23 protein-coding genes and 1 pseudogene are annotated in these 25,426 nt (G+C 66.6%); 12 read left to right on the forward strand and 12 right to left on the reverse strand.

The annotated features are described in order from the left end of the window. Positions 1-443: 443 nt before the first annotated feature. From RKP46_RS17955 to RKP46_RS17975, 5 genes are read left to right on the forward strand one after another with little or no spacing between them, the layout of a single operon-like run. The gene (locus RKP46_RS17955; RefSeq protein WP_311107899.1) at positions 444-950 is read left to right on the forward strand and encodes a TlpA disulfide reductase family protein; all 507 of its coding nucleotides are present in this window, start codon (positions 444-446) and stop codon (positions 948-950) included. Next, positions 950-2,125 (forward strand): cytochrome D1 domain-containing protein, encoded by a 1,176-nt coding sequence (locus tag RKP46_RS17960; protein ID WP_311107900.1) that lies wholly within the window; start codon positions 950-952, stop codon positions 2,123-2,125. Before RKP46_RS17955 ends, RKP46_RS17960 begins: the two co-directional genes overlap by 1 nt. Positions 2,126-2,130: 5 nt before the next feature. Beyond that, the gene (locus RKP46_RS17965; RefSeq protein ID WP_311107901.1) at positions 2,131-3,129 is read left to right on the forward strand and encodes an AsnC family transcriptional regulator; all 999 of its coding nucleotides are present in this window, start codon (positions 2,131-2,133) and stop codon (positions 3,127-3,129) included. Continuing rightward, on the forward strand, positions 3,122-3,601 hold the full coding sequence (locus RKP46_RS17970) for an Lrp/AsnC family transcriptional regulator (protein WP_311107902.1): 480 nt from the start codon (positions 3,122-3,124) through the stop codon (positions 3,599-3,601). Before RKP46_RS17965 ends, RKP46_RS17970 begins: the two co-directional genes overlap by 8 nt. After that, positions 3,598-4,113, forward strand: a complete 516-nt coding sequence (locus tag RKP46_RS17975; RefSeq protein ID WP_311107903.1) for an AsnC family transcriptional regulator — start codon at positions 3,598-3,600, stop codon at positions 4,111-4,113. The genes RKP46_RS17970 and RKP46_RS17975 overlap by 4 nt, the downstream gene beginning before the upstream one ends. An 89-nt stretch (positions 4,114-4,202) precedes the next feature. Here RKP46_RS17975 and RKP46_RS17980 read toward each other — a convergent pair whose 3' ends face one another. From RKP46_RS17980 to RKP46_RS17995, 4 genes are all read right to left on the reverse strand, one after another. Next, entirely contained in the window at positions 4,203-6,782 is a 2,580-nt protein-coding gene (locus RKP46_RS17980) for a PHB depolymerase family esterase (RefSeq protein WP_311107904.1), read from the reverse strand. Between the two features lie 60 nt (positions 6,783-6,842). Continuing rightward, positions 6,843-7,505: a DUF3047 domain-containing protein gene (locus tag RKP46_RS17985; RefSeq protein WP_311107905.1), complete on the reverse strand. Its 663-nt coding sequence runs from the start codon at positions 7,503-7,505 to the stop codon at positions 6,843-6,845. A 230-nt stretch (positions 7,506-7,735) separates the two neighbouring features. After that, positions 7,736-8,449 (reverse strand): TIGR04282 family arsenosugar biosynthesis glycosyltransferase, encoded by a 714-nt coding sequence (locus RKP46_RS17990; RefSeq protein WP_311100319.1) that lies wholly within the window; start codon positions 8,447-8,449, stop codon positions 7,736-7,738. A 19-nt stretch (positions 8,450-8,468) separates the two neighbouring features. After that, positions 8,469-9,197, reverse strand: a complete 729-nt coding sequence (locus RKP46_RS17995) for a TIGR04283 family arsenosugar biosynthesis glycosyltransferase (protein WP_311107951.1) — start codon at positions 9,195-9,197, stop codon at positions 8,469-8,471. 243 nt (positions 9,198-9,440) lie between these two features. On the opposite strand from RKP46_RS17995, the gene RKP46_RS18000 reads away from it, so the two are divergent. Then, positions 9,441-10,223 (forward strand): formylglycine-generating enzyme family protein, encoded by a 783-nt coding sequence (locus RKP46_RS18000; protein ID WP_311100301.1) that lies wholly within the window; start codon positions 9,441-9,443, stop codon positions 10,221-10,223. 64 nt (positions 10,224-10,287) lie between these two features. Here RKP46_RS18000 and RKP46_RS18005 read toward each other — a convergent pair whose 3' ends face one another. The 3 genes from RKP46_RS18005 to RKP46_RS18015 all read right to left on the reverse strand — a co-directional run bounded on the left by RKP46_RS18005 (position 10,288) and on the right by RKP46_RS18015 (position 13,041). Continuing rightward, entirely contained in the window at positions 10,288-11,946 is a 1,659-nt protein-coding gene (locus tag RKP46_RS18005) for a caspase family protein (protein WP_311107906.1), read from the reverse strand. A gap of 116 nt (positions 11,947-12,062) precedes the next feature. Further along, positions 12,063-12,326, reverse strand: a complete 264-nt coding sequence (locus RKP46_RS18010; protein WP_311100305.1) for a hypothetical protein — start codon at positions 12,324-12,326, stop codon at positions 12,063-12,065. A gap of 226 nt (positions 12,327-12,552) precedes the next feature. Next, positions 12,553-13,041 carry a disulfide bond formation protein B gene (locus tag RKP46_RS18015; RefSeq protein WP_311107907.1) on the reverse strand — a complete coding sequence of 163 codons (489 nt, stop codon included), beginning with the start codon at positions 13,039-13,041 and terminating at the stop codon, positions 12,553-12,555. 248 nt (positions 13,042-13,289) lie between these two features. On the opposite strand from RKP46_RS18015, the gene RKP46_RS18020 reads away from it, so the two are divergent. The 4 genes from RKP46_RS18020 to RKP46_RS18035 all read left to right on the forward strand — a co-directional run bounded on the left by RKP46_RS18020 (position 13,290) and on the right by RKP46_RS18035 (position 15,832). Then, entirely contained in the window at positions 13,290-14,012 is a 723-nt protein-coding gene (locus tag RKP46_RS18020) for a winged helix-turn-helix domain-containing protein (protein ID WP_311100308.1), read from the forward strand. Next, entirely contained in the window at positions 13,999-15,402 is a 1,404-nt protein-coding gene (locus RKP46_RS18025) for an ATP-binding protein (protein WP_311100310.1), read from the forward strand. Before RKP46_RS18020 ends, RKP46_RS18025 begins: the two co-directional genes overlap by 14 nt. Positions 15,403-15,479: 77 nt before the next feature. Beyond that, complete coding sequence (locus RKP46_RS18030; protein ID WP_311100311.1) at positions 15,480-15,638, forward strand: hypothetical protein; 159 nt, start codon at positions 15,480-15,482, stop codon at positions 15,636-15,638. Positions 15,639-15,643: 5 nt separating this feature from the next. Next, positions 15,644-15,832 carry a hypothetical protein gene (locus tag RKP46_RS18035; RefSeq protein WP_311100313.1) on the forward strand — a complete coding sequence of 63 codons (189 nt, stop codon included), beginning with the start codon at positions 15,644-15,646 and terminating at the stop codon, positions 15,830-15,832. A 198-nt stretch (positions 15,833-16,030) separates the two neighbouring features. Here the strand turns inward: RKP46_RS18035 and RKP46_RS18040 are convergent, their stop codons facing one another. Genes RKP46_RS18040 through RKP46_RS18060 form a run of 5 tightly spaced genes read right to left on the reverse strand, consistent with a single transcriptional unit; the run spans position 16,031 to position 21,042 of the window. After that, positions 16,031-17,329, reverse strand: a complete 1,299-nt coding sequence (locus tag RKP46_RS18040; protein WP_311100314.1) for a mechanosensitive ion channel domain-containing protein — start codon at positions 17,327-17,329, stop codon at positions 16,031-16,033. After that, positions 17,326-18,585: an RsmB/NOP family class I SAM-dependent RNA methyltransferase gene (locus RKP46_RS18045; RefSeq protein WP_311107908.1), complete on the reverse strand. Its 1,260-nt coding sequence runs from the start codon at positions 18,583-18,585 to the stop codon at positions 17,326-17,328. Before RKP46_RS18045 ends, RKP46_RS18040 begins: the two co-directional genes overlap by 4 nt. Further along, positions 18,585-19,733, reverse strand: coding sequence for a DUF3108 domain-containing protein (locus RKP46_RS18050; protein ID WP_311107909.1), 1,149 nt, complete (start codon positions 19,731-19,733; stop codon positions 18,585-18,587). The genes RKP46_RS18045 and RKP46_RS18050 overlap by 1 nt, the downstream gene beginning before the upstream one ends. Before the next feature lie 11 nt (positions 19,734-19,744). After that, a complete protein-coding gene (gene purN / locus RKP46_RS18055) occupies positions 19,745-20,398 on the reverse strand; it encodes a phosphoribosylglycinamide formyltransferase (protein ID WP_311107910.1) in 654 nt (217 codons plus the stop codon). Then, positions 20,395-21,042, reverse strand: a complete 648-nt coding sequence (locus RKP46_RS18060; protein ID WP_311107911.1) for a DedA family protein — start codon at positions 21,040-21,042, stop codon at positions 20,395-20,397. Before RKP46_RS18060 ends, purN begins: the two co-directional genes overlap by 4 nt. A gap of 291 nt (positions 21,043-21,333) precedes the next feature. On the opposite strand from RKP46_RS18060, the pseudogene RKP46_RS18065 reads away from it, so the two are divergent. Together RKP46_RS18065 and RKP46_RS18070 are read left to right on the forward strand one after the other, a co-directional pair. Then, positions 21,334-22,370, forward strand: a pseudogene (locus RKP46_RS18065) (IS630 family transposase). A gap of 47 nt (positions 22,371-22,417) precedes the next feature. Further along, positions 22,418-25,216 carry an SUMF1/EgtB/PvdO family nonheme iron enzyme gene (locus tag RKP46_RS18070; protein ID WP_311107912.1) on the forward strand — a complete coding sequence of 933 codons (2,799 nt, stop codon included), beginning with the start codon at positions 22,418-22,420 and terminating at the stop codon, positions 25,214-25,216. The last annotated feature ends 210 nt before the right edge of the window (positions 25,217-25,426 follow it).

A 25,426-nucleotide genomic window follows, 5' to 3' on the forward strand; every position in this document is an offset into this window, starting at 1 on the left:
CCTTCGTGATCGGCAGCTGCGCAACCGTCCTGGCCTCGCTGGTGCCGGCTTGGCGAGTGCGCAAGCTGGCGGTCGTCGACGCATTGCGGCACAACCACTGAGAGGCTGCAAAATGCCCGAAAGAAGCCAGCATGTTAAACACTTTCTCATTAAAACAATCTGTTTTGGAGCATCTCCTGTCCGATTAGCCTGTTTTTTCACAACCTCTGAGAGCTGCGCCCAACGGGTCCTCGCCGGACGCGCCGCGCGCACCCACAGGTAAGCGTTGGCTCGCGGGCACGACCACATCCAGCCGGCAGCCAGCACCTTGCCGAAAACAGAGCGACGTCGATCGCGCCCATGGTTTCGGCCCCAGCACTGACCCCAAGAGGTTTGTTATACTTGCATTGTTGCCGGTGGGCAAGCCACGAAAGGCAGGCGTGACAGCAAGACGATTCATCCCGATGTCCATGGCGCTGGTGTTTGCCCTCGTCGCCGCGCAACCCGCCATTTCGGCCGATGCGGCTGCCTTTCCGCCGTCTGCACCGCTCTTCGGCCTCAGCCTGAGCCGAACCGTCGATGGCCGGCCGCTTGTGCTCGCTACACTGCACGGCCGACCGTTGCTGGTCAATTTCTGGGCCCGCTGGTGCCAGCCCTGCCGCAAGGAAATTCCCGGGCTGGCTGCCGTGCAAGCCCGCTACCGCAGCAGCGGACTCGAAGTCGTCGGCATCGCCGTCGAGGACGCGGAAAACCGCGAAGCTCTGCGCGACTTCGCCGAGGCCTACGACATGTCGTACATTTCATTGATTGGCGGCCTGCAGCCGGGCATCGATTTGATGCGCGCGCTGGGTAACGACAAGGGCGGTCTGCCTTTCACCCTCGCCATCGACCGCCGAGGGTCGATCCGCAGCAGCAAGCTCGGGGCAATGACTGACGCTGATATAGAGGCTGCCGTGCGGCTGATATGGTGATGACCCAGGCGAGACTTCTCCTCTGCTGGCTGGCGCTGGCGCTGGCGCTCGTTGGCTGCGCGCCGACCCCCTTGCGCGGCACCGGTGACCTGGGGCTGATCATCGAACGGGCGAGCGGACACGTGACGCTGGTCGATACCAGCCGGCGTGCCGCATACGCGCGCATCGGCGGCCTCGGCGACCTCTCGCACGCCTCGGTCGTATACTCGCGCGATGCGCGCTATGCCTACGTCTTCGGCCGCGATGGCGGCCTGAGCAAGCTTGACCTGCTCGGCGCCCGCCTCGTCAAGCGCGTCGTGCAATCGGGCAACGCGATCGGCGGATCGATCTCGCAGGATGGAAAAATCGTCGTCGCTCAGAATTACACGCCGGGCGGAATCAAGGCTTTCGACGCCGATACGCTGGACTTGCTCGCCGAAGTGCCAGCCGAGTACGCACCGGGCGCGTTCTCCAAGGTCGTCGGCCTGGCCGACCTGAGCGGCCAGCGCTTTGCCTATGCGCTGTTCGACGGCGGCGAGATCTGGCTGAGCGACTTCAGCCAGCCGCGGCAGCCGAAAACGCTGCGCTTTCCGGCCGGGCAGCAGCCCTACGACGGGCTGGTGACGCCCGACGGAAGGCACTACCTGGCCGGATTGTTTGGCGAGGACGGCGTCGCTATGCTCGATACCTGGCAGCCCGAATTAGGAACACGGCGCATTCTTGAGCACTACGGGCGTGGCGAGGAGAAGCTGCCGGTCTTCAAGATGCCTCACTTGCGCGGGTGGGCCGTCGCCCAGGGTAAGGCCTACCTGCCGGCGATCGGTCGGCACGAGGTCCTCGTTGTTTCCACCGCCACCTGGCAGGAAGTCGGCCGCATCAAGCTCAAGGGCCAGCCGGTTTTCGTCATCGCCCGGCCGGACGGGCGCCAGGTGTGGGTCAACTACGCATTTCCTGACAACGGCTGGGTCGAAGTGATCGATACGCTGACGGCGCAGGTGGTGCACACGCTCGCCCCCGGCAAGGCCGTTCTGCATATGGAATTTACCCCGCGCGGCGAGCACGTCTGGATATCGGCGCGCGACGACAATCGAGTCGTCATCTACGACACCGCGAGCTTCGCCAGAATCGGCGAGATTGCCGCCGAAGCGCCGAGCGGGATCTTTTTCACCAGCCGTGCCGGTCGCACCGGGTTCTGAATCGAATGGCCGCCAGCGCACTCGATGAACCGCCCGACGACCGGCTGAGCTTTCGCCTGTTGAACGATTATCAGCGCGACTTCCCGCTCTGTCCAGCACCCTTTGCCGAACTCGCGGCGCGCCTCACGGCCGGTGAAGCGGCCATCCTGCGCACGCTTGCGGCGCTCTGTCAGCGCGGCAAGGTGGCGCGCGTCGGTGCGGTTTTCGCCCCCCAACGGATCGGCGCCAGCACGCTGGCCGCGCTGGCCGTACCGGCGGAAGCGCTGCGCGTCGTCGCCGACACGGTCAGCCGCTTTCCCGAAGTGAATCACAACTACGAGCGCGAGCACCACTACAATCTGTGGTTCGTCGTCACCGCCGGATCGGGTGAACGGCTGCAAGCTGTGCTCGAGGCCATCGAGCGGGCCGCCGGCTCTCCCGTCCTCGCCCTGCCAATGCTGCGCGAGTACCACATCGACCTCGGTTTTCCGCTCGACGGCAGCGATCGCACCCGGCGCGGCACGCCGTCGGGCACACCCATCGCGCCGACACCGCTGGACGAAACCGATCGCCGGCTGGTCGCCGCCGTACAGGAAGGGTTGCCGCTCTGCCGCCGTCCTTTTGCGGTACTCGCCAGCCGCGTCGGCTGCAGCGAGAACGCGCTGATCGAGCGCCTGCGCGTCTGGTGCGCTGAAGGCATCGTCAAACGCTTCGGCGTCATCGTCCGGCACCACGAACTGGGCTATACGGCAAACGCCATGCTGGTGCACGACATACCCGACGACACGGTCGCCGAGGTCGGCGAGCGACTGGCTGGCGAAGCCGGCATCACGCTCTGCTACCAGCGTCCGCGCGTACTGCCGCACTGGCCGTACAACCTCTTCTGCATGCTGCATGGCCAGGCCAGGGCCGAGGTCGAAGCCCGCATCGCCGAGTTGCGCGAACGTCTGCAACTGGCGGCCTATGCTTACGACGTCCTCTTCTCGCTGACCCGCTTCAAACAGTGCGGTGCACGCTATGCCTGAGGCGGTTTCGCTCGACGCCGTCGACCGGGCAATCATCGAGCAACTGCAGGGCGGTTTTCCAATCTGCCCGCAACCCTACGCGGTAGCGGCGGCTGGCCTGGGGGTCAGCCAGGAGGACCTGCTCGCGCGCCTGCAGCGCCTGCTCGAAGCGCGCGTTCTGACACGCTTCGGCCCGCTTTTTCAGGTCGAACGTATGGGCGGCGTCTTCCTCCTGGCCGCCATGCACGTTCCGCCGACCCGATGGTCCGAGGTGGTCGATCTGGTCAATTCGTTTCCCGAGGTAGCGCACAACTATCAGCGCGAGAGTGCGCAGCAGTGCGCGTTCAACATGTGGTTCGTGCTCGCCGGCGAGAGCGCCGCTGCCGTCGCCGCGACGATCCGGCGGATCGAGGAGGCGAGCGGCCTGCCCGTCTGCGCCTTCCCGAAGCTGCAGGAATTCTTCGTCGACATGCGCCTGCCGGTGCGCGTATGAAAGCGCCGGCTGCGGCAGAGGCAAACAGCTCGCTGGACGCTGTCGATCGCGCGCTGGTGATCGCCACCCAAGGCGGATTGCCGCTCGTGCCACAGCCTTATGAGCGGCTGGCGGAAGCGCTCGGGTGCAGCGCGGAAGAGGTGATGCGGCGCCTGCAAAGCCTGCTCGAGCGGGGAATCATCCGGCGCATCGGGGTGGTACCAAACCACTACGCGATCGGCTACACGGCGAACGGGATGAGCGTCTGGGACGTCCCCGACGAGCAGATCGACGAGTTCGGCGGCAAGGTCGGCGCGCTCGACTTCGTGACACACTGCTACCAGCGACCGCGCCGCCTTCCCGACTGGCCGTACAACCTCTTTGCCATGGTGCATGGCAGCTCGCGCGGCGAAGTTCTGGCCAAGGTGGCAATCATCGCCGACCTCCTCGGCAGCGCCTGCCGCGCGCACGACGTACTCTTCTCAACGCGCATCCTGAAAAAAACCGGACTCAGGATAGGCGGTAGCGACTGAGCCAAGCGCCCCAGGCAAGCCATCTAACCCACACGCCATCCCTATCCGGCACACCGATCAACACCCCGCGGCAGTGCTGGTCGCCGGCGTCAACAGCGGATGACATCGACCGCGCTGTGAATGGTGATGTCATCGACCCAGGCGCGCGCCTGCACCGGACTGTAGCTATTGGCGTAGGCGGCGACTTCCAGCGTCAGCACGACCGTGCGATGGGCAAAGCGCGCCAGGTCGATTCCCGGCCGGCGCAGCCATTCGTTCTCCTGATGCAGCATGCCGATCGCGGTGACTTCGTCGACGACGACACCGTCGACCAGAACGCGGAAGCTGGCGCTCGTATAGTCGTTGACCGCTGCGCTCAGATCGAGCCGGCGGACATAGCTCAGCTCAGGCCGTTCGCCAAGGGTCAGACGGCGTGCGATGGCGCTTGTCCGCGCGCCGACGGTGCCCGCCTCACCCGAGGCGACACAGCCGTAAAGCATCGCTCCCCCGCGAAAAGCACGTGCATCGCCGTGCAGCATTTCCCATCCGGAACCTTGCCAACCAGCCGCCTTCAGCCTGGCCTCGCTGTTCGCCGGGGCGCTGCGCGCTGCAATGCCCTTGAGCACGCCAGCAGCTTCCAGCGCCGTCGAAACGATCGCTGGAACGTCGATGCCAAGCGGCGCCGAACCACTCGAGCGGCGCTGGTCGCCTTTGAGCAGGCCAGCCGCTTGCAGCGACGCGGCAATGATCCCGTGTACGTCCAGACCGAACGGCCGACTGGCGCTGCGCGGATCATCCGCCGCACCCGCAGGCTCGGCGGATGCCGCGCCCGACGCGCTGCCGGCCGCTCCCGGACGATCGTCGCGCGCCAGATGTTCGCCCTCCCGGGTGACTCCGCTATTCGCCGGCGCGGCATCGGCCGTCGCCGTCGCGACGCCATCGAAGGCGCCGGCCGGCGCCTGACAAGCGCCCGCGCGTTCGCCACACAGCCCCCAGAACTCGGCGATCCGGTGCGTCGATGAGATCCCGACAGCGTTGAAGAAGGGCGCTGCCGTACCGCATTGATGAGGCGCTGCACCGGGGTCGATGGCGGCGCCATGCGCCATGCCGGCAATCGTATAGGACTCGATCAGCTCATCGCCGTCGGCCGCCAACCAGACGCGCCGCGCGTGACCGTCGACCCGCGTCTCGATCGTCGGTGACAGCGCGAGGCCGTGCAGATCGGTCCACTGCTTGAGGATTTCTTCGGCATTCACCGGCTTGACCGCCGTATCGGCATCGCCGTGCCAGACCGACAGCTTCGGCCACGGACCACGATGCGGCGACGCCGCGCGGACCAGGTCGCCCCACTCGCACGGCGAACGACTGCGCCCGACAAAAATCGTCTCGAGTCCTTCCTGCAGACCATTCGCCGCCCGATAGGGAACACCAGCCAGGATCGCCCCACCGGCAAACACCTCCGGGTAGGTGGCGAGGAGAACCGCCGTCATCGCACCACCCGACGAGGTACCGGTCACGTAAACCCGGCGCCGGTCGAGTTGCTGCTCGCCGAGCAGCTTGTCGACCATCTGTCGAATCGACACCGGTTCGCCGCGCTCGCGCTCGTTGTCTTCCGGGCGAAACCAGTTGAAACAGCGCAAGGGATTGTTGTTCCACTGCTGCTGGGGAAAAAGCAGGGCGAAGCCGTGCCGGTCGGCCAGCGTCGACCAACCTGCTCCCTTGTTGTACGAAGCAGCACTCTGCGTGCAGCCGTGCAGAACGACGACCAGCGGCGCGTTCTTCGGCAGGTTCGCCGGCAGGTAGGTCAGCATGCGCAGCTCGCCGGGGTTGGAACCGAAGTCCTGTACCTCGCACAGCCGGTGCTCCTGCGCATCGACCTGGTCGGACCAGGCCTGCACGGCGGCCAGCGCCGAGAGCAGCTTTTCCCAGCGCTTGCCGTGCGGCGTCTTCGCCGCAAGCTCTGCCATCCGGGCAATGGCGGCCACTTTGTGGCCCAGTTTCTTGATCATCGATGAACTCCTGTTGTCGTCGGACAAGGTAGTGACGAGGCCGATCTCGAGCATTTTGCGGACCGGCAGGAAAACGCTGTGGAAGAGTCCGGGATCGACCGCTCCACCCCTTTGGGGATCGAGCCAGGCGGGCGGCGCCGCGTCCGCTGCCAGGCCATAGGTATGACTGATGACCGCCCGCCTGCCTTGCCGGAACGTGCTGAACTGCAGAGCAGCTACCGGGCAGGCGCGGTTGACCCAGACGCCGAAGAACTCGCTGGCGACGATCGCACGCGTTTCTTCGGCGCAAGCCAGCTCGAGCACACCGGCCAGCGCATCGACGAAACGCAAGCCGTCGAGGCGTATCGTCAGTTCGTGCGGCGCCTCCTCGCCAGCCACCGGCGCCGGGCCGAAGAGCACGCGCGGCACATCGCTGCCGGCGGCCACCGCCCGCGGCTGCAAGGCGCCGTAGCAGCGGATCGCCTCCACCGTCTGCGCTTGCTGCGGCGCCGCCATGGCGCCGATCAGCAGTTGCGCCGCGTATTCCGGCGTTGCCGGCGGCGAGCCGCGCCCGCGCGGACCGGCGGCGACCAGTCCGCTGCTGACCATCAGGGTGACGCGAAAGCGCAGGTCGCGTCGCGACTCGCCGAGGATGTCGGCGAGGCGTTCGCTGAATTCGTAACGTGCGATCGAGTTTGCCATGCACGAACGATAGCACGCCTCGCTCCGGATTGCACGCCTTTTTTTAGTAAGTGACGCAAATTAATTTTCTATCGCGTGTGGCTCGAAAACCAGATCGGCGAAACGTGCCTCGACCGTCTCGCCTGCGTTGTCGGTATCGGCGCCCAGCGCCAGCCCGGAAATCGGCGGAACCGGGCCACCGAACGCGGCGCGGAAGTCGCTCGCCACATCGCGCACGAGCTCGCGCCATTGTCCGACGTGGGTCGGTCCCGAGTCGACGACGATCATGCGCAGACGATCGGTATAGGGATTCCACCCGGCCTCGCCAACCGCCTGCGCGTTTCCCCAGACGTAACACAGCGCCGCCGCCGGCAGTCGGGCGCCGTGCAGCAGGCGCGCTGCGGCGATGCGCAAGCGATCACGCACGCTCAGGCGCTCGGATGGCAGGTCGAAGAGGACGTAGACGCGCGCCGCGTAGTCGTCAGCGTCCTTGCGCCTCAGGTCGGATGCCGTCACGACGTTCGACACGCGCCAGCGCCAGCGCAAGCGCGGTGTCTTTGCCGGGTCCACGCGCAAGGCGACCGCCAAACTGGACGCCGAGCGCTCTGAGCGTACGCGCAGCACCGTCGTTCCCTGGTCGCTGACCAGGTCGAAACGGTTCGCCCTTTCGACCGATGGCAGCGTCTGATGCGTCCACCCCGCCGGCAGCCGCTCCCCTGGCGACAAGGTTGAAAAACGTGGCACCGCGCTGCGCCCGCTGTCGGCCGGCGTCTCGTCAGGGGCCGCCAGCGCCGGTCTGGCCGCGAAACCCCTGGCAATCGCAGGCGCCGCAAGCAGCCAACGTACAAGCGTACGGCGCCGCCGCTTGCGCGAAGCTGCGCAACGGGCATCACTTGCGGTGAGTGTCGTCGCAGGCGCCGGTTGACTGGATGGCGCTGACGCGCGCGACGAGCCTGGTGCGCTTACCCGCGTGCTCATGGCAACGCTGCCTCGGCGGCAGCTGTACCGGCAGCCGCGCGCAGCTCGCGGCAATCGGCAAATGCCGGCAGTTCGCCCAGTCGGAGCAGATCGGACGGCCGGTCAACATCCCACAAGACCGGCAATTCCACCCAGGGAATGCCGAGGTCGCGCAAACGCCGGCGCGTCTGCGCCATGACCCGGGCACTTCCCCAGTCGATATCGACGAACAGACGAGGCTCGGCGAAACGCAGCCCGACCAGGACGTAGCCGCCGTCTTCAGCCGGAATGAACACCGCCGCGTTCTCCCCTTCGGCGGTCGAAGGCAGCGCGGCGAGCGTTGTCGCGGCAGCCATCAGATGCTCGGCCTGGAGAACCGGGCAATCGCTACCGACGAGCAGCAACGGCCCACCTTGTGCGGCAAAAGCGGCCGCCATGCGCGCCCCAAGATCACCTCCCGACTGGCTGCACAGAGCGACCGCGCAGTGCTCGCGCAACGCGCGGAAGAAACGGTGCCGTTCGTCGGGCGCCGCGTGCAACACGACCTGGCCAAGCCCGGCGCTGCATGTCGTCGCCAGCGCGTGCAGCGTCAGACGCCGCTGCAGGCGCGCTGCGCCGGCCGCTCCAAGCGCGGGGATCAGGCGCGTCTTACTGCAGCCGGGCACTGGCGCTCGCGCGAAAACAGCGATGGCCGGCGCGTAGCCCTCGGCTTGCCCAGCACCACTGCCCACTGCCAAGCGCCGGCCCGTTTCAAGGTTCGCGCGCTGCATAGCCGTAACGAACCGCCAGACGGGCGGGATCGGCACCGAGGAAGTAACGTAGACGCAAGGACCACATCAGCAGGATCGTTCGCACCACGCCGTTTTTCTCCCAGCGCCGCCCGGAGGTCAGGACGCGCGCGCGCAGGCACGCTGGCCGCGCCAGCCGCCGCAAGCGCTGCGAGAGCGCGATGTCCTCCATCAGCGGCAGTTCAGGAAAACCACCAATACGCGCGAAGACGTCCTGTCGAACGAAAATCGCCTGATCGCCGGTGGCGATGCCGGTAAGGCGCGAGCGCAGGTTCATCATCCGTTCGACGACGCGCAGCAGGCGATGGCGTCCGTCGATCGTCACATCGAAGCGACCCCACCAGGCGCCACCCGCCACCGCCTGCAGAATCAGCACGTCCGCCTCCGCCGGCAGTGTCGTATCGGCATGCAGGAAAAGCAGCACCTCACCGTGGCCGGCACGCGCACCGGCGTTCATCTGCGTCGCTCGCCCGCGCGCGGCGACGAGAAAGCGATCCGCTACCGCCCGTGCAAGATCGCCCGTCGCGTCCCGGCTGCCGCCATCGACAACAATGAGCTCGGCGCCGCGCTGCCGCAGCACGTGCAGCGCAGCCAAGCGACCGGAAATCGCCGGTGCCTCGTCGAGAACCGGGACAATGACCGAGAGACGAGTCGCCTGAGCGCAGCCAACCGACGCCAGCGGCACGGTCATTGCATCATCATTGGGCGGCACGGTTTGCATCGCGCAATCTCCTTGGCAAACTGCATTGTTGCGCAAACACAACACTTGGATCAAGCGCCTTCACGGTATAGTCTCGCCATCCTCCCGGCCACCTGGAACCCGCAGCAAGCCACGCCGGAATGCAACCGACCCGCAAGAACGATGTCCAGCCCGCCTTCACTGCCCACCCCGAAGACGTTGAACCATGCCGGTGAAACGCCCGGTAGAGCGATCATGCTCCCTTTTCGCGTTCCCTGGACGAACTTTGGCGACGATGACGACTACGGTCGCTCGCTGATTCTGAAAATTGGCAACGCACGCCAGGTGTTTCGCTGGATTCCACCCGGACACTTCCTGATGGGTTCGCCGGCCGACGAGGCGCAACGCAGCAACAGCGAAAGACAACACGAAGTGCGCTTGTCATATGGCTACTGGCTGGCCGACACAGCCTGCACGCAGGAATTCTGGCTCGCCGTCTGGCCGGTCAATCCCAGCCACTTCGACGCGTGCCGACAGAATCCGGTCGAAAACGTCAGTTGGCACGATGCGCAGAGCTTCATCAGCGAACTCAACAAACGGCTGCCCGGGCTGGCCGCGCGTCTGCCGAGCGAAGCCGAGTGGGAATACGCCTGCCGCGCCGGCACCACGACGGCGTTTTCCTTCGGCCCCGACATCACGACCGAGCAGGTGAATTACCACGGCGAGCATCCGTACGGCGGCGGCAAGGCGGGACCCCATCGCGGCCAGACCGTACCGGTCGCTTCGCTCCCGGCCAATCCGTGGGGCCTGTACGAGATGCACGGCAACGTCTGGGAGTGGTGCGCCGATTGGTATTCCGACTATTCCGGCGAAGCGCAGTCCGACCCGCGCGGGCCACCGTTCGGCAAAATGCGCGTGTTGCGCGGTGGCACCTGGAGTGATCCGGCGCGCTACGCACGCTCGGCCACGCGCAGCCGGATCGAGCCCGCCTACCGCCCGCGCAGCACCGGCTTGCGCCTCGTCCTCGGGCCACGTTGAACGCTGGCTGGCCGAGCGCCGGGCAGCCAGCGCCAAGCTGGCCTACCTGGCGAGCGATGTGCGCTCAGTAGGCCGAGGCTGGCCGCCAGCCTGCCCCATCCTTCTTTTCGTCGGCGCCCGGGGGAGCATCGCCGGCCGCCGCTGCACTGCCCGCAGCGGCGCGGTATTCGACGAGCTCGCTGCGCTCGCCGCTGACCACCGCGCCTGCCTTGCGCACCAGGCTTTCGCTTGCCAGGACACCGCGCATGCGCTCCGGCGCCACCCACGCGCGCCGTTCCAGTTCGGTGCCGCCGGCCAGGTTCAAGCCACGCGCTTCTATCCGGTAAGCGTCAAAAGTGCCGGCCGGCAGGGTGATTCGTTCGCGCGCCGCAACGCGCAGATCGAACCGGATGCTGATCTTCGATCCATCCGGCTGGGTGGCAATGAACTGTGCCGACCAGCGCTTGCCCAGCGCATAGTCATTGATGAAGAACTGGTACGGCGTCCAGCGGGTACCGTCGGGCGCCTGAACCGAGTTGCCGAAGAGATCGGTGACCTTGCTGCCATCGTTGAAGAACACCTCGTCGCCGGCGATCCTGAGCACCGTGTCTTCGCTTCGCTGCGTTTCCTGTTGGGTCAGCAAGTCGAGACTGCGGTAACGATAACGCTCGCCCGGTCGAAACGGCAGCGCTGCACCTGGATAAGACGCTGCGAACGGCGCACTGCCCGCCCCCGGCACGCACGCCTCGCGCGCCAAGGCTGGCGCAACACTCGCGTAAACGGGCTTCTCGCCTTTGCGGCGGAGCACCAGGTCGAGTCGGTGCTGTGCGAGCTCGGCGAACTTGCCGCTCGGCCGTTGCCGGATGAAGGTTTCAAGCGGCTCGGGCATCGTTGCCTCACGCAGGCTGTTCCACGCCGCGAGGTCGGCTTCGAACTCTTTCTGTTCGCGGTCGACATCGCGCCGATTCTCGCCGAGAAACGAGAAGTCGCCCTCGAGCGAGGTACTTTCCCAAGGGATCTGTGCCCCTTGTGAAGCGCGCCGCACGGCCAGTCGGACGCGCTTGAAGACATCTTCGACCGCTGCCCCGGGTACTGCCATCTCGTGCAGCAACCTCCCGGTGTAGAGTCCGTGCTCGCCCTCGCCATCGTCGGCCGTGTTACCCGGTGCCGTTGCGTAAGCCAGCAGCGTTCCCGGCGGCGCGTCCAGCTGCGACAGGCCGCGATCGTCGACCCGGAAATCGCTGCCAAACGGATTGTTGCGACAGGCGTCGAGAATCACCAGATTGAGCGCGTTGCGCGCCCGTCCGAGCGTTTCCAGAAGGAGACCGAGATCGACCCCCTGTCCGGCGATGTCGGCGTGGTTCCTGATGCGCACGTCAACCGGCAGCATGAAATTGCGCCAGTTGAGCTGTACGCCGTGCCCCGCGTAGTAGAAGACACCAACCGTACGGCTGTCGCGCAGCAGCGAATCGCCGAACCTGCGGATCACCTCGTGCAGTTCACGCCGTCCGACATCGAGCACCAGCGTCACGGCAAAACCCGCCTGACGCAGCCGTTCAGCCACCGCACGTGCGTCACCGGCCGGGTTCACCAGGGGCGCCGAGCGATACGCGCCATTACCGACGACCAAAGCCACTCGCGGTCCACCGGCCGTTGGCTCGGCCGCCATCAGGGCGCGCGGAGACGACGCCAGCAAGCTGAGCATCAGGCAAAGCGCAAAGCGGGCGAATCTTTGGTAAGGCATCGCAGCAGCACTCCGGAAAAACGCGGGAAGCGAACTATACCGCCATCCTGCATCGCTGCGTCAGGCGCCTGGCCGGGCGCCGCGTGACGATGCTCACCCCGCGATCGGTCGACAGCTTACTCGCCCTGAGGCCCGGTGACCGGCGGCGCGATACCACCAAGAGCAAGAACGAACACCATGATGATCACGACCAGAATGACCAGCAGGGCGATGCTGCCGTAGATCACCTGGTCAGTCAGGACGCGGCGGGCCCAGCCACGCAAGCCTAGATAGTCGGCAATCGACAACGCACGATCGCTGTCCGCCGGTTCCTCCTCTTCGGCGATGAAACGCAGACCGCAGGCCCGGCAGCGATACGGTGCCTGATGCTTGACGCGCAACGCCAAGCCCTCCTGCGGACCGCGGCGGCGCGAACGACGAACGTCATTCGATTGACAGTTTGGGCAGTTCATACGACAAACGAAACTCCGTTTTGTCGCCTGCTCGAAGAACGCAGGCGGGTTCCTGATAGACTTTGCGGCGATGCGCTGCAGTCTACCGACACCCGGCACAATGTCTGTGCGCATTCTCACGAAAATTGGCGGACCCACCCCGGGGGCCGCACCGCTAGCTGCGCGCAGCGCCCCTTGCCAGCCACACGGCCGCCAGCAGGAAAGCGAAGAAACAGAGCGCTGACCAGTTGGCCATCGACAGATAAAGGAAAACCCACTCCTTGCTGCTACAGAAGCCAGTCGCCATGAACATCTGCGGCCAGAGCTCGCCAAACCAGTAGACGATGCGCTCAAGCAGGCTCGGCGCACCGACGCCGCACTCCAGACTGGTGTCAGACTGCCACTGCAGCCAGCTCTGGTAACTCGCCGTCGCCACCCCGCCAGCCGCGGTGAGCGCGAGCAGGCCGCTGAGCAATCGACGCACCAGCGGGGCGAAAGCAGCGCAGAAAGCAATCGCCGCCAGCAGCAGATACAGCAGACGCTGGAAAATGCAGAGCGGACAGGGCTGCAAGTGCAGCCATTCGCCAATCCCCCAAGCCACCGCCGTCAGGCCCAAGGCGGCCAGACCGACGAGGATGAACGCGTGGCGCTGCGAGAGACGCATCAGCCGACCCCAAGCCAGGCGGCCGATCCAGCGGGTAGACGCCACCGACGCGCGAGATCCGACGCCGAGCGCCGAGCAAAGCGGGTTTTGCCCATGGCAGGTAACTCCAGGAAAGCAGACGCCCAATTCTACGGCAAAGGCCCGGCCGAGCGTCATCGCCGACGCTCGCCTCGTCTTCCCGAAGCCAGTGCTGGGCGTTATTCGCCAGAAGCCTGCGTCTGGCGCCGACAACCCGTTATGATTGAGCGATGAAGACACGCATCTTGCTGATCGAGGACGATGAACGCCTCGCCCTGCTGACTGCCGAATACCTGCGCAAGAACGACTTCGAAGTCCTCGTCGAAGGGCGGGGCGACGCGGCCGAAGAACGCATACTCGGCGAACGCCCCGATCTGGTCATTCTCGACGTGATGCTGCCCGGCAAGGACGGCTTCGAGATCTGCCGCGCGGTACGTTCGCGCTTCACCGGCGTGATCCTCATGCTGACCGCGCGCGAAGAGGACTTCGATCAGATTTTTGGACTCGAACTGGGCGCCGACGACTACATCGCCAAGCCCGTTCAACCGCGCCTGCTGCTCGCCCGCATCAAGGCCTTGTTGCGCCGAGCAGCGCCCGCTGGCGGCGGGCAGAGCAGTGGCGAGAACGAGAACGGCGAGCCGACCGAACTCGCCTTCGGACGTTTCCGGATCAGCCAGACGACGCGCAGCGCTGCCCTCGGCGAAAACGGCATCGACCTGACGACGGCCGAGTTCGACCTCCTCTGGCAACTTGCTCGCCATGCCGGCAACATCCTCTCGCGCGACAACCTGCTGCAGGAGCTGCGCGGGATCGGCTTCGACGGGCTTGACCGGTCGATTGACGCGCGCATCTCGCGCCTGCGCCGCAAGCTTGGCGACGACCCGGAAAACCCGACGCGGATCAAGACCGTACGCGGCAAGGGCTACCTCTTCAGCAAACATGATTGGCAGTAATCGGCTGCTCGCCCGGCTGGGAACCTACAAGCCAGCGCCGTGGCGAGGGCGCTACAGCCTGTCGCGGCTGTTCTTCAACTTCTACCTGCTGGTCATGGGTTCCTTTGTGGCGATCGCGGTTTTTGCCGATTTCGTCATTTCGGCGGCGATCAAGGGAGTGACCGACGATTACACCAGCCGCTTCATGCGTGGGACGATCGTGCTCATCGAAGACGAGTTGTTCCGCAAACCACGTTCCGAATGGCCAAAGACCATCGAGGCGCTCGACCGCAAGTTCGCCTACAAGCTCGAAATCGTCGATCGCTGGACGCTGCAGCTTCCGCCAAGAGAGGCCGAAAAGCTCGACGGCGGCGAACTGGCGATCGGCGCGCAAGGCGATGTCGTCTACCACCGACTGAAGCAGACGCCGCAAATCCTGGTCGTCGGCCCGATCTCGCCCGAGCGCAATCCGGAGTATCAGCGCGGTCTGCCGCTCGATCTGCGCATCAGCCTGTTGACCTGGAGCCTGATCGGTGTCTGCCTGGCGATCGTCGTCTGGTTCTGGGTCTACCCGGTCTGGCGCGACCTGGAAGCCATGCGCCAGACCGCGCGCGCGCTTGGCGAGGGTCTCTTCGAAGCGCGCGCCCCGGGCATGCGCAGCAGCGCCTTCGGGCCGCTCGCCGAGACGCTCAACGGCATGGCTGAGCGAATCCAACTGCTGATTGCAACGCAGAAAGAACTGTCGAGCGCCATCTCGCACGAGTTGCGAACGCCCATCGCGCGCATGCGCTTCGCCCTCGAAATGCTCAGCGAAACCGACGAGGCGAGCGAGCGCGAACGCTTGCGCAAGGCAATGGAGGACGATCTCGGCGAACTCGACGGGCTGATCGACGCCAGTCTGACCTACGCCCGCTTCGAACGTGAACAGCCTGAACTGCAGCTCAGCTCGGTCGACATCGCCGTCTGGCTCGCCGAGCAGATCGAAGCGGTTCGCCTGCTCAGCCGCGAACTCGACCTCCGGCTCGACACATCGGCCTTGCCACCCGGCCAGCGCGTCGAAGTCGATTGCCGCAGCCTGCCGTATGCCGTCGCCAACCTGCTGCGCAACGCGATCAAGTACGCGCGTTCGCGGATCGACGTCAGCGCTGAAATCAACGATGGCTCGATCAGCGTGCACGTCGACGACGACGGCATCGGCATTCCCCGCGACGAGCGCGAGCGCGTCTTTCTCGCCTTCACCCGGCTCGACCGCTCACGCGATCGGACGACTGGCGGTCACGGTCTGGGTCTGGCGATCGCCCGCCTGGTGCTTGAACACCACGGCGGAACGGCCACCGCCGGCGAGTCGCCAAGCGGCGGCGCGCGCCTGACGCTGACCTGGCCGCTGTCACAGAACGTCACCGAAAGCTGACGTAATCGCGCAAGACGCCGCCGCGCCTCGTTCCTATCATCGTGCTCTGTTCACACCACGAGTGAGGAGACGAGACAATGAGCGAATTCAGAGCGAACTGCGAACAGTTTCTGGCCACCACGCGAGAGCATTTCTTTGCTGGCCATCCCTCGACCGCTTTCCGGAATGATGCCGACGGCGACCCGGCGCCAACCGCGAGCGGTGAGACGCATCACCGGACCCACACCGGAAAATGAATACGGTGGCACAGCCCCAAGTTCCGTTCCCGCTTGCCGAGGGCCTCGGCATCTTCTTCGGGATCGCAGCCTGGGATGTGCTCAGCGTCGGCACGGTCGATCTGCTGACCGCCGGGCTGCTTTCCGCCGGCGCCGCCGGCGTCTGGTACGGCGCCCGTTGCTGGCTCGCGCATCGCCGCCGCAAGCGGCTCTGACCGCTGGCCGGAGCAACGAATCCGGGCAACGACCACTTTCCCTCCCTGATGCCCACCACCCCGGGTGGGCCTTCCGCCGCGCTCCCCCAGCGCGGTTTTTTTGCCCGGTGGCGGGCGGGCATCTATCCGCGCCGCGGCCACGCTGCGCCGCCTCCCTGATGCGTCTTTTGCGCTGCCTGGGCGGCTACGCACCGCCGCTCAGGCGGCTGGCGCGTCGCCGACGATGCGGACTTCGTGCTGCGGGAACGGAATCTCGACGCCGTGCGTGCGGAAGGCGCGCCAGATCGCCAGATTGACCGCCGAGCGGACACCGCCGGTACCCTCTTCGGGATCGTCGATCCAGAAGCCAAGATCGAGATTGATCCCGCTGTCGGCAAAGGCGGTCAGCAGCGCCTGCGGCGGCGGATCGGCGAGGACGCGTGCTTGCTCGCGCGCGGCCTCGACCATCAGCCGCATCGCTGCTTCAAGGTCGGTGCCGTAGGCGACCTGCAGCGAAACGACCAGGCGCACGCGCGGATCGGCGAACGATTCGTTGCGCACGATGTTCGACACCAGATATTCGTTCGGAATGATCACCGCCGTCCCGGTGAGCGTACGCACGACCGTATAACGCGCGGTGATCTCGTTCACCACGCCGGAAGTCGCCGCGTCGATGGCGACGACGTTGCCCAGGCGAATCGAGCGATCGAGCAGAATGATGAAGCCGCTGACGTAGTTGCTGGCAATCCGCTGCAGGCCAAGACCGAGACCGACGCCGAGTGCACCCCCGAAAACCGACAGCGTCGTGATGTCGATGCCGACCAGCGAGAGGCTGAGCAGGAGAGCGATCACCGAGAGCACCGCCTTGACCAGCCGCCCGAGGACGACGCGCAGGCTGGAATCGAGCCCCTCGCTGGCGAGCAGGCGACGCTCGACGACGCCGGACAGCCAGAGCGCGACGAGCACGGTGACGATGACCGTGACAATGCCGTTGAGCAAGGTCCACAGGTCGAGCTTCTGCTTGCCGATGTGCAGGCTGACCTGTTCGAGCAATTCGATCAGCGGCTCGGCCAGACCGCTCAGGTAGAGCGCCAGGCAGAGCCAGATGCCGGTTGCGACGAAGCGCTCGGAAGTCGCCAGCCAGCCGCTCGGCGAAAATGCGTGGCGCAGAACGTAGATCGCCGCGCGCACCAGTGCCATCGACAGGAGCAGCGGCAGCGCCACATCGAGCAGGCTGACCGAGCCCAGATGCCAGAACTTGAACAGCTTGCGGGCAACCATGATGAAAGCGAAGCCGAGCAGCGGAAAGGCGACGCGTTTCAGGCTGCCGGCACCGAAGGTACGCAGCGCGCCGTGCTCGGCGCTGGTCTGGGCAAAATCCGCCCGCCGGCCGTAACGCGAAAGGCCCCAGGCGAGCAGCAGGCTGATCCCGAGTGCGATGATCTGGCGAATGAAGTTCGGGTCGCTGACGTCGTGCCAGAGCTCGATAAGCAAGGCAAAAGTCTGTTTTTCGTTCATGTTCTCTCCATCGCCACAGCGTAGAAAGCGTCCGTCGCATGCACCTGCGGGAGCAGCCGCAAGCGCTCGCCGCAGCTTATGGCGATCTGCTGCGCGGCAAGAATCTCCTCTGCCGGGCGGACGACGAAGTCCGGATGCGCGCTCAGGAAGGCGTCGACCACCGCCTCGTTCTCGGCCGCGAGCAGGCTGCACGTCGCGTAAACCAGCCGCCCGCCGGGTTTGACCAGCGTCGCCGCAGCGCGCAGGATCGCCGCCTGCTTGATGCTCAATTCGTCTACGCTGGCCGGCGTCTGCCGCCACTTCAGATCGGGATTGCGGCGCAGCGTGCCCAAGCCTGAGCACGGCGCGTCGACCAGGACGCGGTCAAGCTTGCCGGCCAGCCGTTTGACCTTCAGGTCGCGCTCGGACTCGATGCGCAACGGATGTACGTTCGACAGACCTGAGCGTGCCAGGCGCGGCTTCAGGCGCGCCAGCCGGTGCTCGGCAACGTCGAACGCATACAGGCGGCCTTGCGAGCGCATCAGAGCGCCGAGCAGCAAGGTCTTGCCGCCGGCCCCGGCGCAGAAGTCGGCGACCATTTCGCCGCGCTTCGGCTGGAGCAGAAAACCGAGCAACTGACTGCCTTCGTCCTGGACTTCGAGGCTGCCGTCGATGAACTGCGGATGCGCGGCGAGCGCCGGCTTTTCCGCCAGGCGAACGGCGAGTGGCGACCAGCGTCCGGCGGCCGCGGCAATCCCGTCGGCGTGCAGGCGAGCGAGCACCGCCGGCCGGTCGGTCTTCAGCGGATTGACGCGCAGGTCGAGCGGCGCCGGTCGATTGAGCGCCGCCGCCAGCGCAGCCAAGTCGTCGGCGGAAAATTGTCCAGCAAGTTGCTCGTACAACCAGTCAGGCAGATCGAGGCGAACCGCCGGCGGCAGGTCTTCCACGCGCAGCGCCTTGGCCTGCGCCAGCCAGCGGCTTTCGCTGGCGTTGAGAAGCGGCGCCAACTGGCGCAGGTTCAGCCCCTGCCGGCAGGCCAGCGCGGCGAGCAGCAGACGGCGCGAGCTGAGGTCGCCGGCACAGCGCGCGGTGAGCGAACGGCGATGGCGGAGAACGGCGAAGACGTTCTCGGCGACGAACGCCCGATCGGCGTGACCGAGTTCGCGCTGGTGCCGGAAATACGTCGAAACGACCGCGTCGGCCGGCAGGTGGGTCTTCAGCAATTCGCCAAGCAGGCGTTCGGCGTGCGCGAGCAGAACGGGGTGAATGTTCGTCATCAGGGTTCCCGGGTGAAATCGATGTGGGTCGCCGACTGCACGAAGACGTCACCCTTGCGATCGACGTGGCGAATCTTCACCGGCAGCAGCGCCTGCTCGTAAGCCAGCCAAAGCTCGGTCGTCGCCGTGCCGGCAAGGCGCAGGTGCAGGCAGCGGAAACTGCCCGCCGGTGTCTCGATCGTCTCCTCGCCCATCACCTCGATCCGATAGCCGGCCAGCTTGCGGCCAGTAGCGACGTTCACGGCGACGCCGGAATGCTCGGGCAGCAGCGCCAGTTGAAAGTTCAGCGACAGGATGTCCTGCGTCCCGCCGCGCAGCGCCAGCGGCGGCCGCTCGCCCATGCGCACCTGGCGCGCCGGCCAGTCGAAATCGATCTCCTCGGCGCGCTCGCGTCCGCTGCGGCGGACGACGAAGTGCTCCGGAACGAGGCCGCCGGAACCGACCCGGCCGCGACTCTCGGCCTCGACGCGCACGCGTTTGAACAGGGCGACCAGCCCGCTCGTCTCGCTCAGCGCGCTGATCCGGTAACGGTCGGCGCGCACCTCCCACTCCTGCCGCGCGAAACCGATCGGGAAACTGCGGTCGCCACGCTCGACGCGGTAGCGAATCGAGCCGCGTGCCGGCAGACGCGCGGTGACGACGACCGGCGGTGTCGCCTCGCCAGCGGCCGGATCATCGCCGCCCACCTCGGGTGCGCCGGCCGCGCCGGGTATGCCGGGAACGCTGCCCATCCCGGGTGCGCCCGCCACATCGCCCACTTCGTCCGGCGCAGCGGGCTGCTCTGCCGCCCGTTCCGGCTGATCGTCCGCCGCCGGCGCATCGCCAAGCTCCTCGGCCGGCGCCGGTTCGTCCGGCGCGACCTCTGGTGGTGCGCTCGCGGGCGGCGAGGCGACGATTGCCGAGTCACGTAGCGGCGACGGACGCGCCGCACGCGGCCGCGCCGGCGGCGGCCGCGGCGCCGCGCGCCTTACCGGCGGCGGGTTGCTGAGCTGCGCCGGCGCTGCACCGCCCGTCTGCGGCGACGGACGCAACTCGGCGAGCAACGGAGGTGGATCGCCCGCGCGCGGCAAGCTCATCTGCGTCGCGAAGAGCGCCAGCGCATGCAGCACGAGCGAGACGAGCAGAGCAACGAGCAAACCACGCGGCATCGGCCCGCCGGTCAGCCGGCCGCGCTCGCCGGAACGATCAGCCAGGGATGCGCGGCCTGTTCGACGGCACAGACGACGCGCCCCTGGCGCAACTGCAGACGACCTTCGGCGAACCAGCGCACGGCGAGCGGGTAGATCCGGTGCTCCTGCGCGAGAACGCGCGCGGCCAGCGTCTCCTCATCGTCGCTGTCGAGAACCGGAACGGCTGCCTGGACGACGATCGGCCCATGGTCGAGGTCGGCGGTGACGAAATGCACGCTGCAGCCGTGAATCCGCACGCCCTCGGCGAGCGCCCGCCGGTGCGTGTGCAGACCGGGGAAGGCCGGCAACAGCGACGGATGAATGTTGAGCAGACGACCGGCGTAGCGTTGCACGAAAGCCTCGCCGAGGATGCGCATGAAGCCGGCGAGAACGACCAGATCCGGCGCGCAAGCGTCGATCGCCTCGGCCAGCGCGGCGTCGAACTCTGCGCGCCCGGCGAAAGCGCGATGATCGACGACGCAGGTCGGCACGCCGGCGGCGGCGGCCGTCGCCAAACCGGCCGCATCCGGCCGATTCGCCACGACGCCGGCGATGCGTACCGGCAGGTCGCCGCGCCCGACGGCGTCCAGCAGCGCAGCCATGTTGCTGCCCCGCCCGGAAATCAGGATGACGAGCGAAATCATGCTTGTCCTCCCGCCTGCCGATGCTGCCACCAGCCGTAGACGACCGGCAGCAGCGAAATGACGATGATCGCCACGATGACCAGCGTCAGATTCTGCTGAATCCACGGCAGATTGCCGAACCAGTAGCCGGCCAGCGTCAGCGAGCCGACCCAGGCCAGCGCGCCGATCAGGTTGAAGAACGTGAAGCGCGCGTAGCCCATCGCGCCGATCCCGGCGACGAAGGGCGCGAAAGTCCTGAAGAGCGGCAGGAAACGCGAAATGACCAGCGTCTTGCCGCCGTGCTTCTCGTAGAAAGCGTGCGTCTTGTCGAGCGCCGCCTTGTTGAAGAAGCGCGACTGCTCCCAATGAAAGACCTTCGGTCCGAGAAAGCGACCGATCTGGTAATTGACCATGTTGCCGAGGATCGCCGCCGCGCTGAGTACCGCGAGCAGGATGCCGATGTCCATTCCGCCGAGCGCCGCCAGCGCGCCGGCGACGAAAATCAGCGAGTCGCCGGGCAGAAAAGGCGTCACGACAAAACCCGTCTCGCTGAAGATGATCGCGAAGAGAATGGCGTAAATCCATTGCCCGTACTGCTGGACAAGCAAAGCCAAGTGCTTGTCGAGATGCAGGACGATGTCGATGAAGCTGAGCAGGTAATCCATGAACGGCCGGGAACGGAAGGAAGGAGGGAAGGAAGGTAGGTAGGAAGGGATGAAGCCGGAACGGCGGCAAGCGCCGGCGCGCAGGCGGGATTCTACCGGAAGCCGGCCCGCTCTGCCCGGCGGCGGCCGCCGACCAGCGAGCGCCGCTGCCGGGCGCCCGGCCGGCAGACAATCTCCCTCCCGCCGACACGCCCGGCGAGAGATATACCGGAATAGGTCACAAAGGACTTAAAATAGTTGGTGCAAGAGGATGTAGAATTGGACTATTGCGTTCTACATGGAGCTGCTGCAATGCTGAGACTGACGTTTACCCAGGCGGAGGCCGAAGCCTTAGAAGACGAACGCTTTCAGCATCCGCATCCACACGTGCGACGCAAGATGGAAGCGCTGTGGCTGAAAAGCCAGGGGCTTGCGCACCAAGACATTGCGCGGCTCGCGGGGGTGAGCGGCAAGACTCTTCGCACCTACCTCCGGCAGTATGTGGAGGGCGGCGTTGCAGGACTGAGGGAAACACATTTTCGTCGGCCGCAGAGCGAACTGGTGGCGCATCAGGAGACGATAACGGCTTACCTTTTGGCCCATCCGCCAGCTTCGATCAATGAAGCAGTGGATGCGATCAGAACGCTTACGGGTTTGAGCCGCTCGCCGACTCAGGTGCGGCTTTTCTTGAGAGAGAAGTGCGGGATGAAACGGCTGAAGACCGGCACGCTGCCGGCCAAGGCGGATCCAGATGTCCAGGAAGCGTTTAAAAAAAAGAACTTGAACCGCGTTTGGCGGAAGCCGAAGCGGGCCAACGTGCCGTGTTCTTCGTAGACGCCGCGCACTTTGTGTTGGGAGCCTTCATGTCCGTGGTATGGTGCGTTGCTCGGGTTTGGATCAAGGCACCCTCTGGCCGGCAGCGCTTCAACGTGTTGGGTGCCATCGATGCCGTCAGCAAAGAGGTCATCACCGTTGTCAATTCCGCTTACATCAATTCAATCAGCGTGTGCGCCTTGTTGGCAAAACTGGCTGCCTCGCGGCCCACGCTGCCCATTACGGTCGTACTGGACAACGCCCGCTATCAACGTTGTGCGTTAGTGAAAACCTGCGCCGACCAACTCAACATTGAGTTGCTCTTTCTGCCGACCTACTCGCCGAACTTGAACCTCATCGAGCGTTTGTGGAAGTTCGTCAAACGGCAGTGCCTGTACGCCAAGTACTACCCCGACTTCCCTTCGTTCACCACCGCCATCGAACGCTGCTTGCAAGATACCCACACCATCCACGCCAATGCGCTACAGTCCCTACTGACCCTGAACTTCCAAACCTTCCAGAAGATTCAATCGTGACCTCCCAAGGTATAATCGCGCCTGCGCCCATCGTCCAGGGGAGAACGATGTCCCAACCGCCGGCTCGACCCAGCGTCTTCATTTCGAGCACCTCGATCGACCTGCCCGAGCATCGCCGGGAGGTCGTCGCGGCCTGCCTCGGCCTCGGCTATTTCCCGGTCGGCATGGAATACTGGCCGGCGCAGGACGCCGACGCCGAAGCCGTCTGCCTGCGCGAAGTCGACGCCGCTGATATCTTCGTCGGCGTCTACGCCTTCCGCTACGGCTGGAAGCCAGCGGGCAGCGCCGTTTCAATCTGCGAGATCGAGCATGAGCGCGCCAGGGACGGTGGCAAACCGCGCCTGCTTTTCTTCATGGACGAAGAGCATCCGTGGCCGGCCAGCCGTGTCGACAAGGGCAAGGACGGCGAGTTGCTCGCCGCCTTCAAGCAGCGGCTGCGCAGCGAGCGTGTCAGCAGCCGCTCGTTCACCACCGCCAACGACCTCGCCGGGCTGCTGACGCAGGCGCTCGTCGCGCACGAAAAGCGCCACCCGCGCCGCAGCGCAGCGGACGGCGCAACAAGCAGCGGCGCGCCGGGCGCCACTGCCCCTACGCCGGCCGGCCCGCCGCCCGCGCTGATCGACTGCCCCTACCGCGACCTGCGCGCCTTCACTGACGCCGACGCGCCGTTCTTCTTCGGCCGCGAGGGCTTCACGCGCGAGCTGCTGCAGGCCGTCGACGGCAGCCCTTTCGTCGCTGTCGTCGGCGCTTCCGGCAGCGGCAAGTCGTCGGTCGTCCAGGCCGGGCTGATTCCGGCGCTACGCCGGCGCGGCGGCTGGGCGGTCGGCGTGCTGCGGCCGGGCGAGGAACCCTGGCGCAGCCTCGCCGGCTGCCTGCACGATCTGGCCGCCACGGGTCGGGCGGACGCCGCCGATAGCGCCGGCGCGCTGCGCCAGCTCGTCATCGGCCAACTGGCCGACGAACTGGCAAAGGGCGCCGACGGCGGCAAGCTCGCGCTGCGTCACCTGCTGCCCGACATCCTCGCCGGCCAGCCGGGCAGCCGCCGCCTGCTGCTGCTCGTCGATCAATGGGAGGAGCTGTACACCTACGAGAAGAAGGACGCCGCCGGCGACGAGATTAGCGCGCCGACAGCAGCGACGGCGGCAACCGCCGCACGCTTCGCCGACGCGCTGATCGCCGGCACGCAGCAGGCGCCGCTGACCGTCGTCCTCACGCTGCGCGCCGACTTCACGCACCACGCCGTCGACCACCGCCCGCTGCGCGACCGCCTGCAGGCGGCGACCGTCTTCCTCGGCGGCATGACGCGCAGCGAGCGCGAGCGGGCGATCGTCGGCCCGGCCGAGGTCGCCGGCTTCGCTTTCGAAGACGGCCTCGTCCGCCGCATGCTGGACGACGTCGGCGACGAGCCGGGCAACCTGCCGCTGCTCGAATTCTGCCTGACGCAGCTTTTCGCGCAGCGCGACGCCGCCGGCCGCATGTGCCACCGCGCCTACGACGCGCTCGGCGGCGTCGCCGGCGCCATCGTCCGCTACGCCGACGGCGTGCTCGACGAACTCGCACCCGGCGGCGCGCAGCAGCGCCATGACCTCGTGCGCGACGTCTTCCTGCAGCTCGTGCAACTGGGCGACAACAGCGAAGACACGCGCCGGCGGGCGCGGCGCGGCGATTTCGCCGCCGCCGCACAGCCGCTCATCGAGCAACTGGCCAGTAAGCGCCTGCTCGTCGTCGGCAACGACCCGGCGCGCGGCGAGGAGACGGTCGAAGTCGCGCACGAAGCGCTGATCCGGCGCTGGCCGCGCCTGGTCGACTGGCTGGCTGAAAACCGCGCCGACCTGCACCAGCGACGCGAGATCGAGCGTGCCGCACAGGCCTGGCAGACGCACGGCGATTCACATCGCTGGTCGGACGAGCGGGTCATGCACGAAACGGCGCCGATGCTGCGCCGGCTGGGGACGCGCTTCGCGCTGAGCGAGAACGAGCGCCGCTTCCTCGGCCCGCTCGCCGCCGACGAGCTGCTCGCCCGTCTCGCCGACCCGGCGACGACGCACGGTGAACGGGCAAGGATCGGCGACCGCCTGACGCTGCTGCCCGACGGCGACCCGCGCCCCGGCGTCGGCCTGACCGCCGACGGCGTTCCCGACCTCGTCTGGCAGGCGATTCCCGGCGGCAAGGTGGTGCTCGCAGTCGACGAGGCGGCGCCGGCGCGACGGCGACGCTTCAAGGTCCAGCCTTTCCACATGGCCCGCTACCCGATCACCGTCGCCCAATGGCAGGCTTTCGTCGACGCCGACGACGGCTACGATGCGTTGGTGCGCCGGGTGCGCGGCTGGGAACCTGACCCGCAGCGCGGGCGCGCCAACCAGCCGGCGGTCATGATCACCTGCTTCGAAGCGATCGCCTATTGCCGCTGGCTCACCCGCGTCGCCGGCCACGAGGTCCGCCTGCCGACCGAATGGGAGTGGCAGCAGGCGGCGACCGGCGGCGACGCGCAGCGCGATTACCCCTGGGGCGAATGGCGCGCGGGATGCGCCAACACCTTTCAAAACCAGCTTGGCCGCATGACGGCGGTCGGCGTCTACCCGTCGGGCCAGTCGGTGCACGGCGTCTTCGATCTGGCCGGCAATGTCTGGGAGTGGTGTCTCAACGCCTACGACACGCCAAAGGATGTGAGCGAAGATGGCGACGCCCGGCGCGTGGTGCGCGGCGGCTCCTGGGTCAACCTCCGCGGCCTCGCGCGCTGTGCTTACCGCTGCCCCTACCATCCCGGCTACCGCAACCTCGACCTTGGCGTTCGGGTGGTGTGTGTGTCCCCCATCCTTTTGAACCGCTGCCCACCGGAACGCTGATCTCTGTTTCTCTGCTGCTCTGTCTCTCTGTCGCCGCGCAGCGGCGTTCCGGGGCGCGCAGCGCCCCGCGCGAAATTTTTTCGGGCCTTGCCCATTTTGCCGCCGGCGCGGCGTCGCCAACAAGCCCGGCACCGCCGCCCACAGCGCTGCGGAAAGCGCTCAGCCACGCTCGTCGAACACCGCCTCCAGGCTCGCTGCGTCGAGCACGCG

The organism is Accumulibacter sp. (assembly GCF_031732815.1).
In the GTDB taxonomy this organism is placed as follows: domain Bacteria; phylum Pseudomonadota; class Gammaproteobacteria; order Burkholderiales; family Rhodocyclaceae; genus Accumulibacter.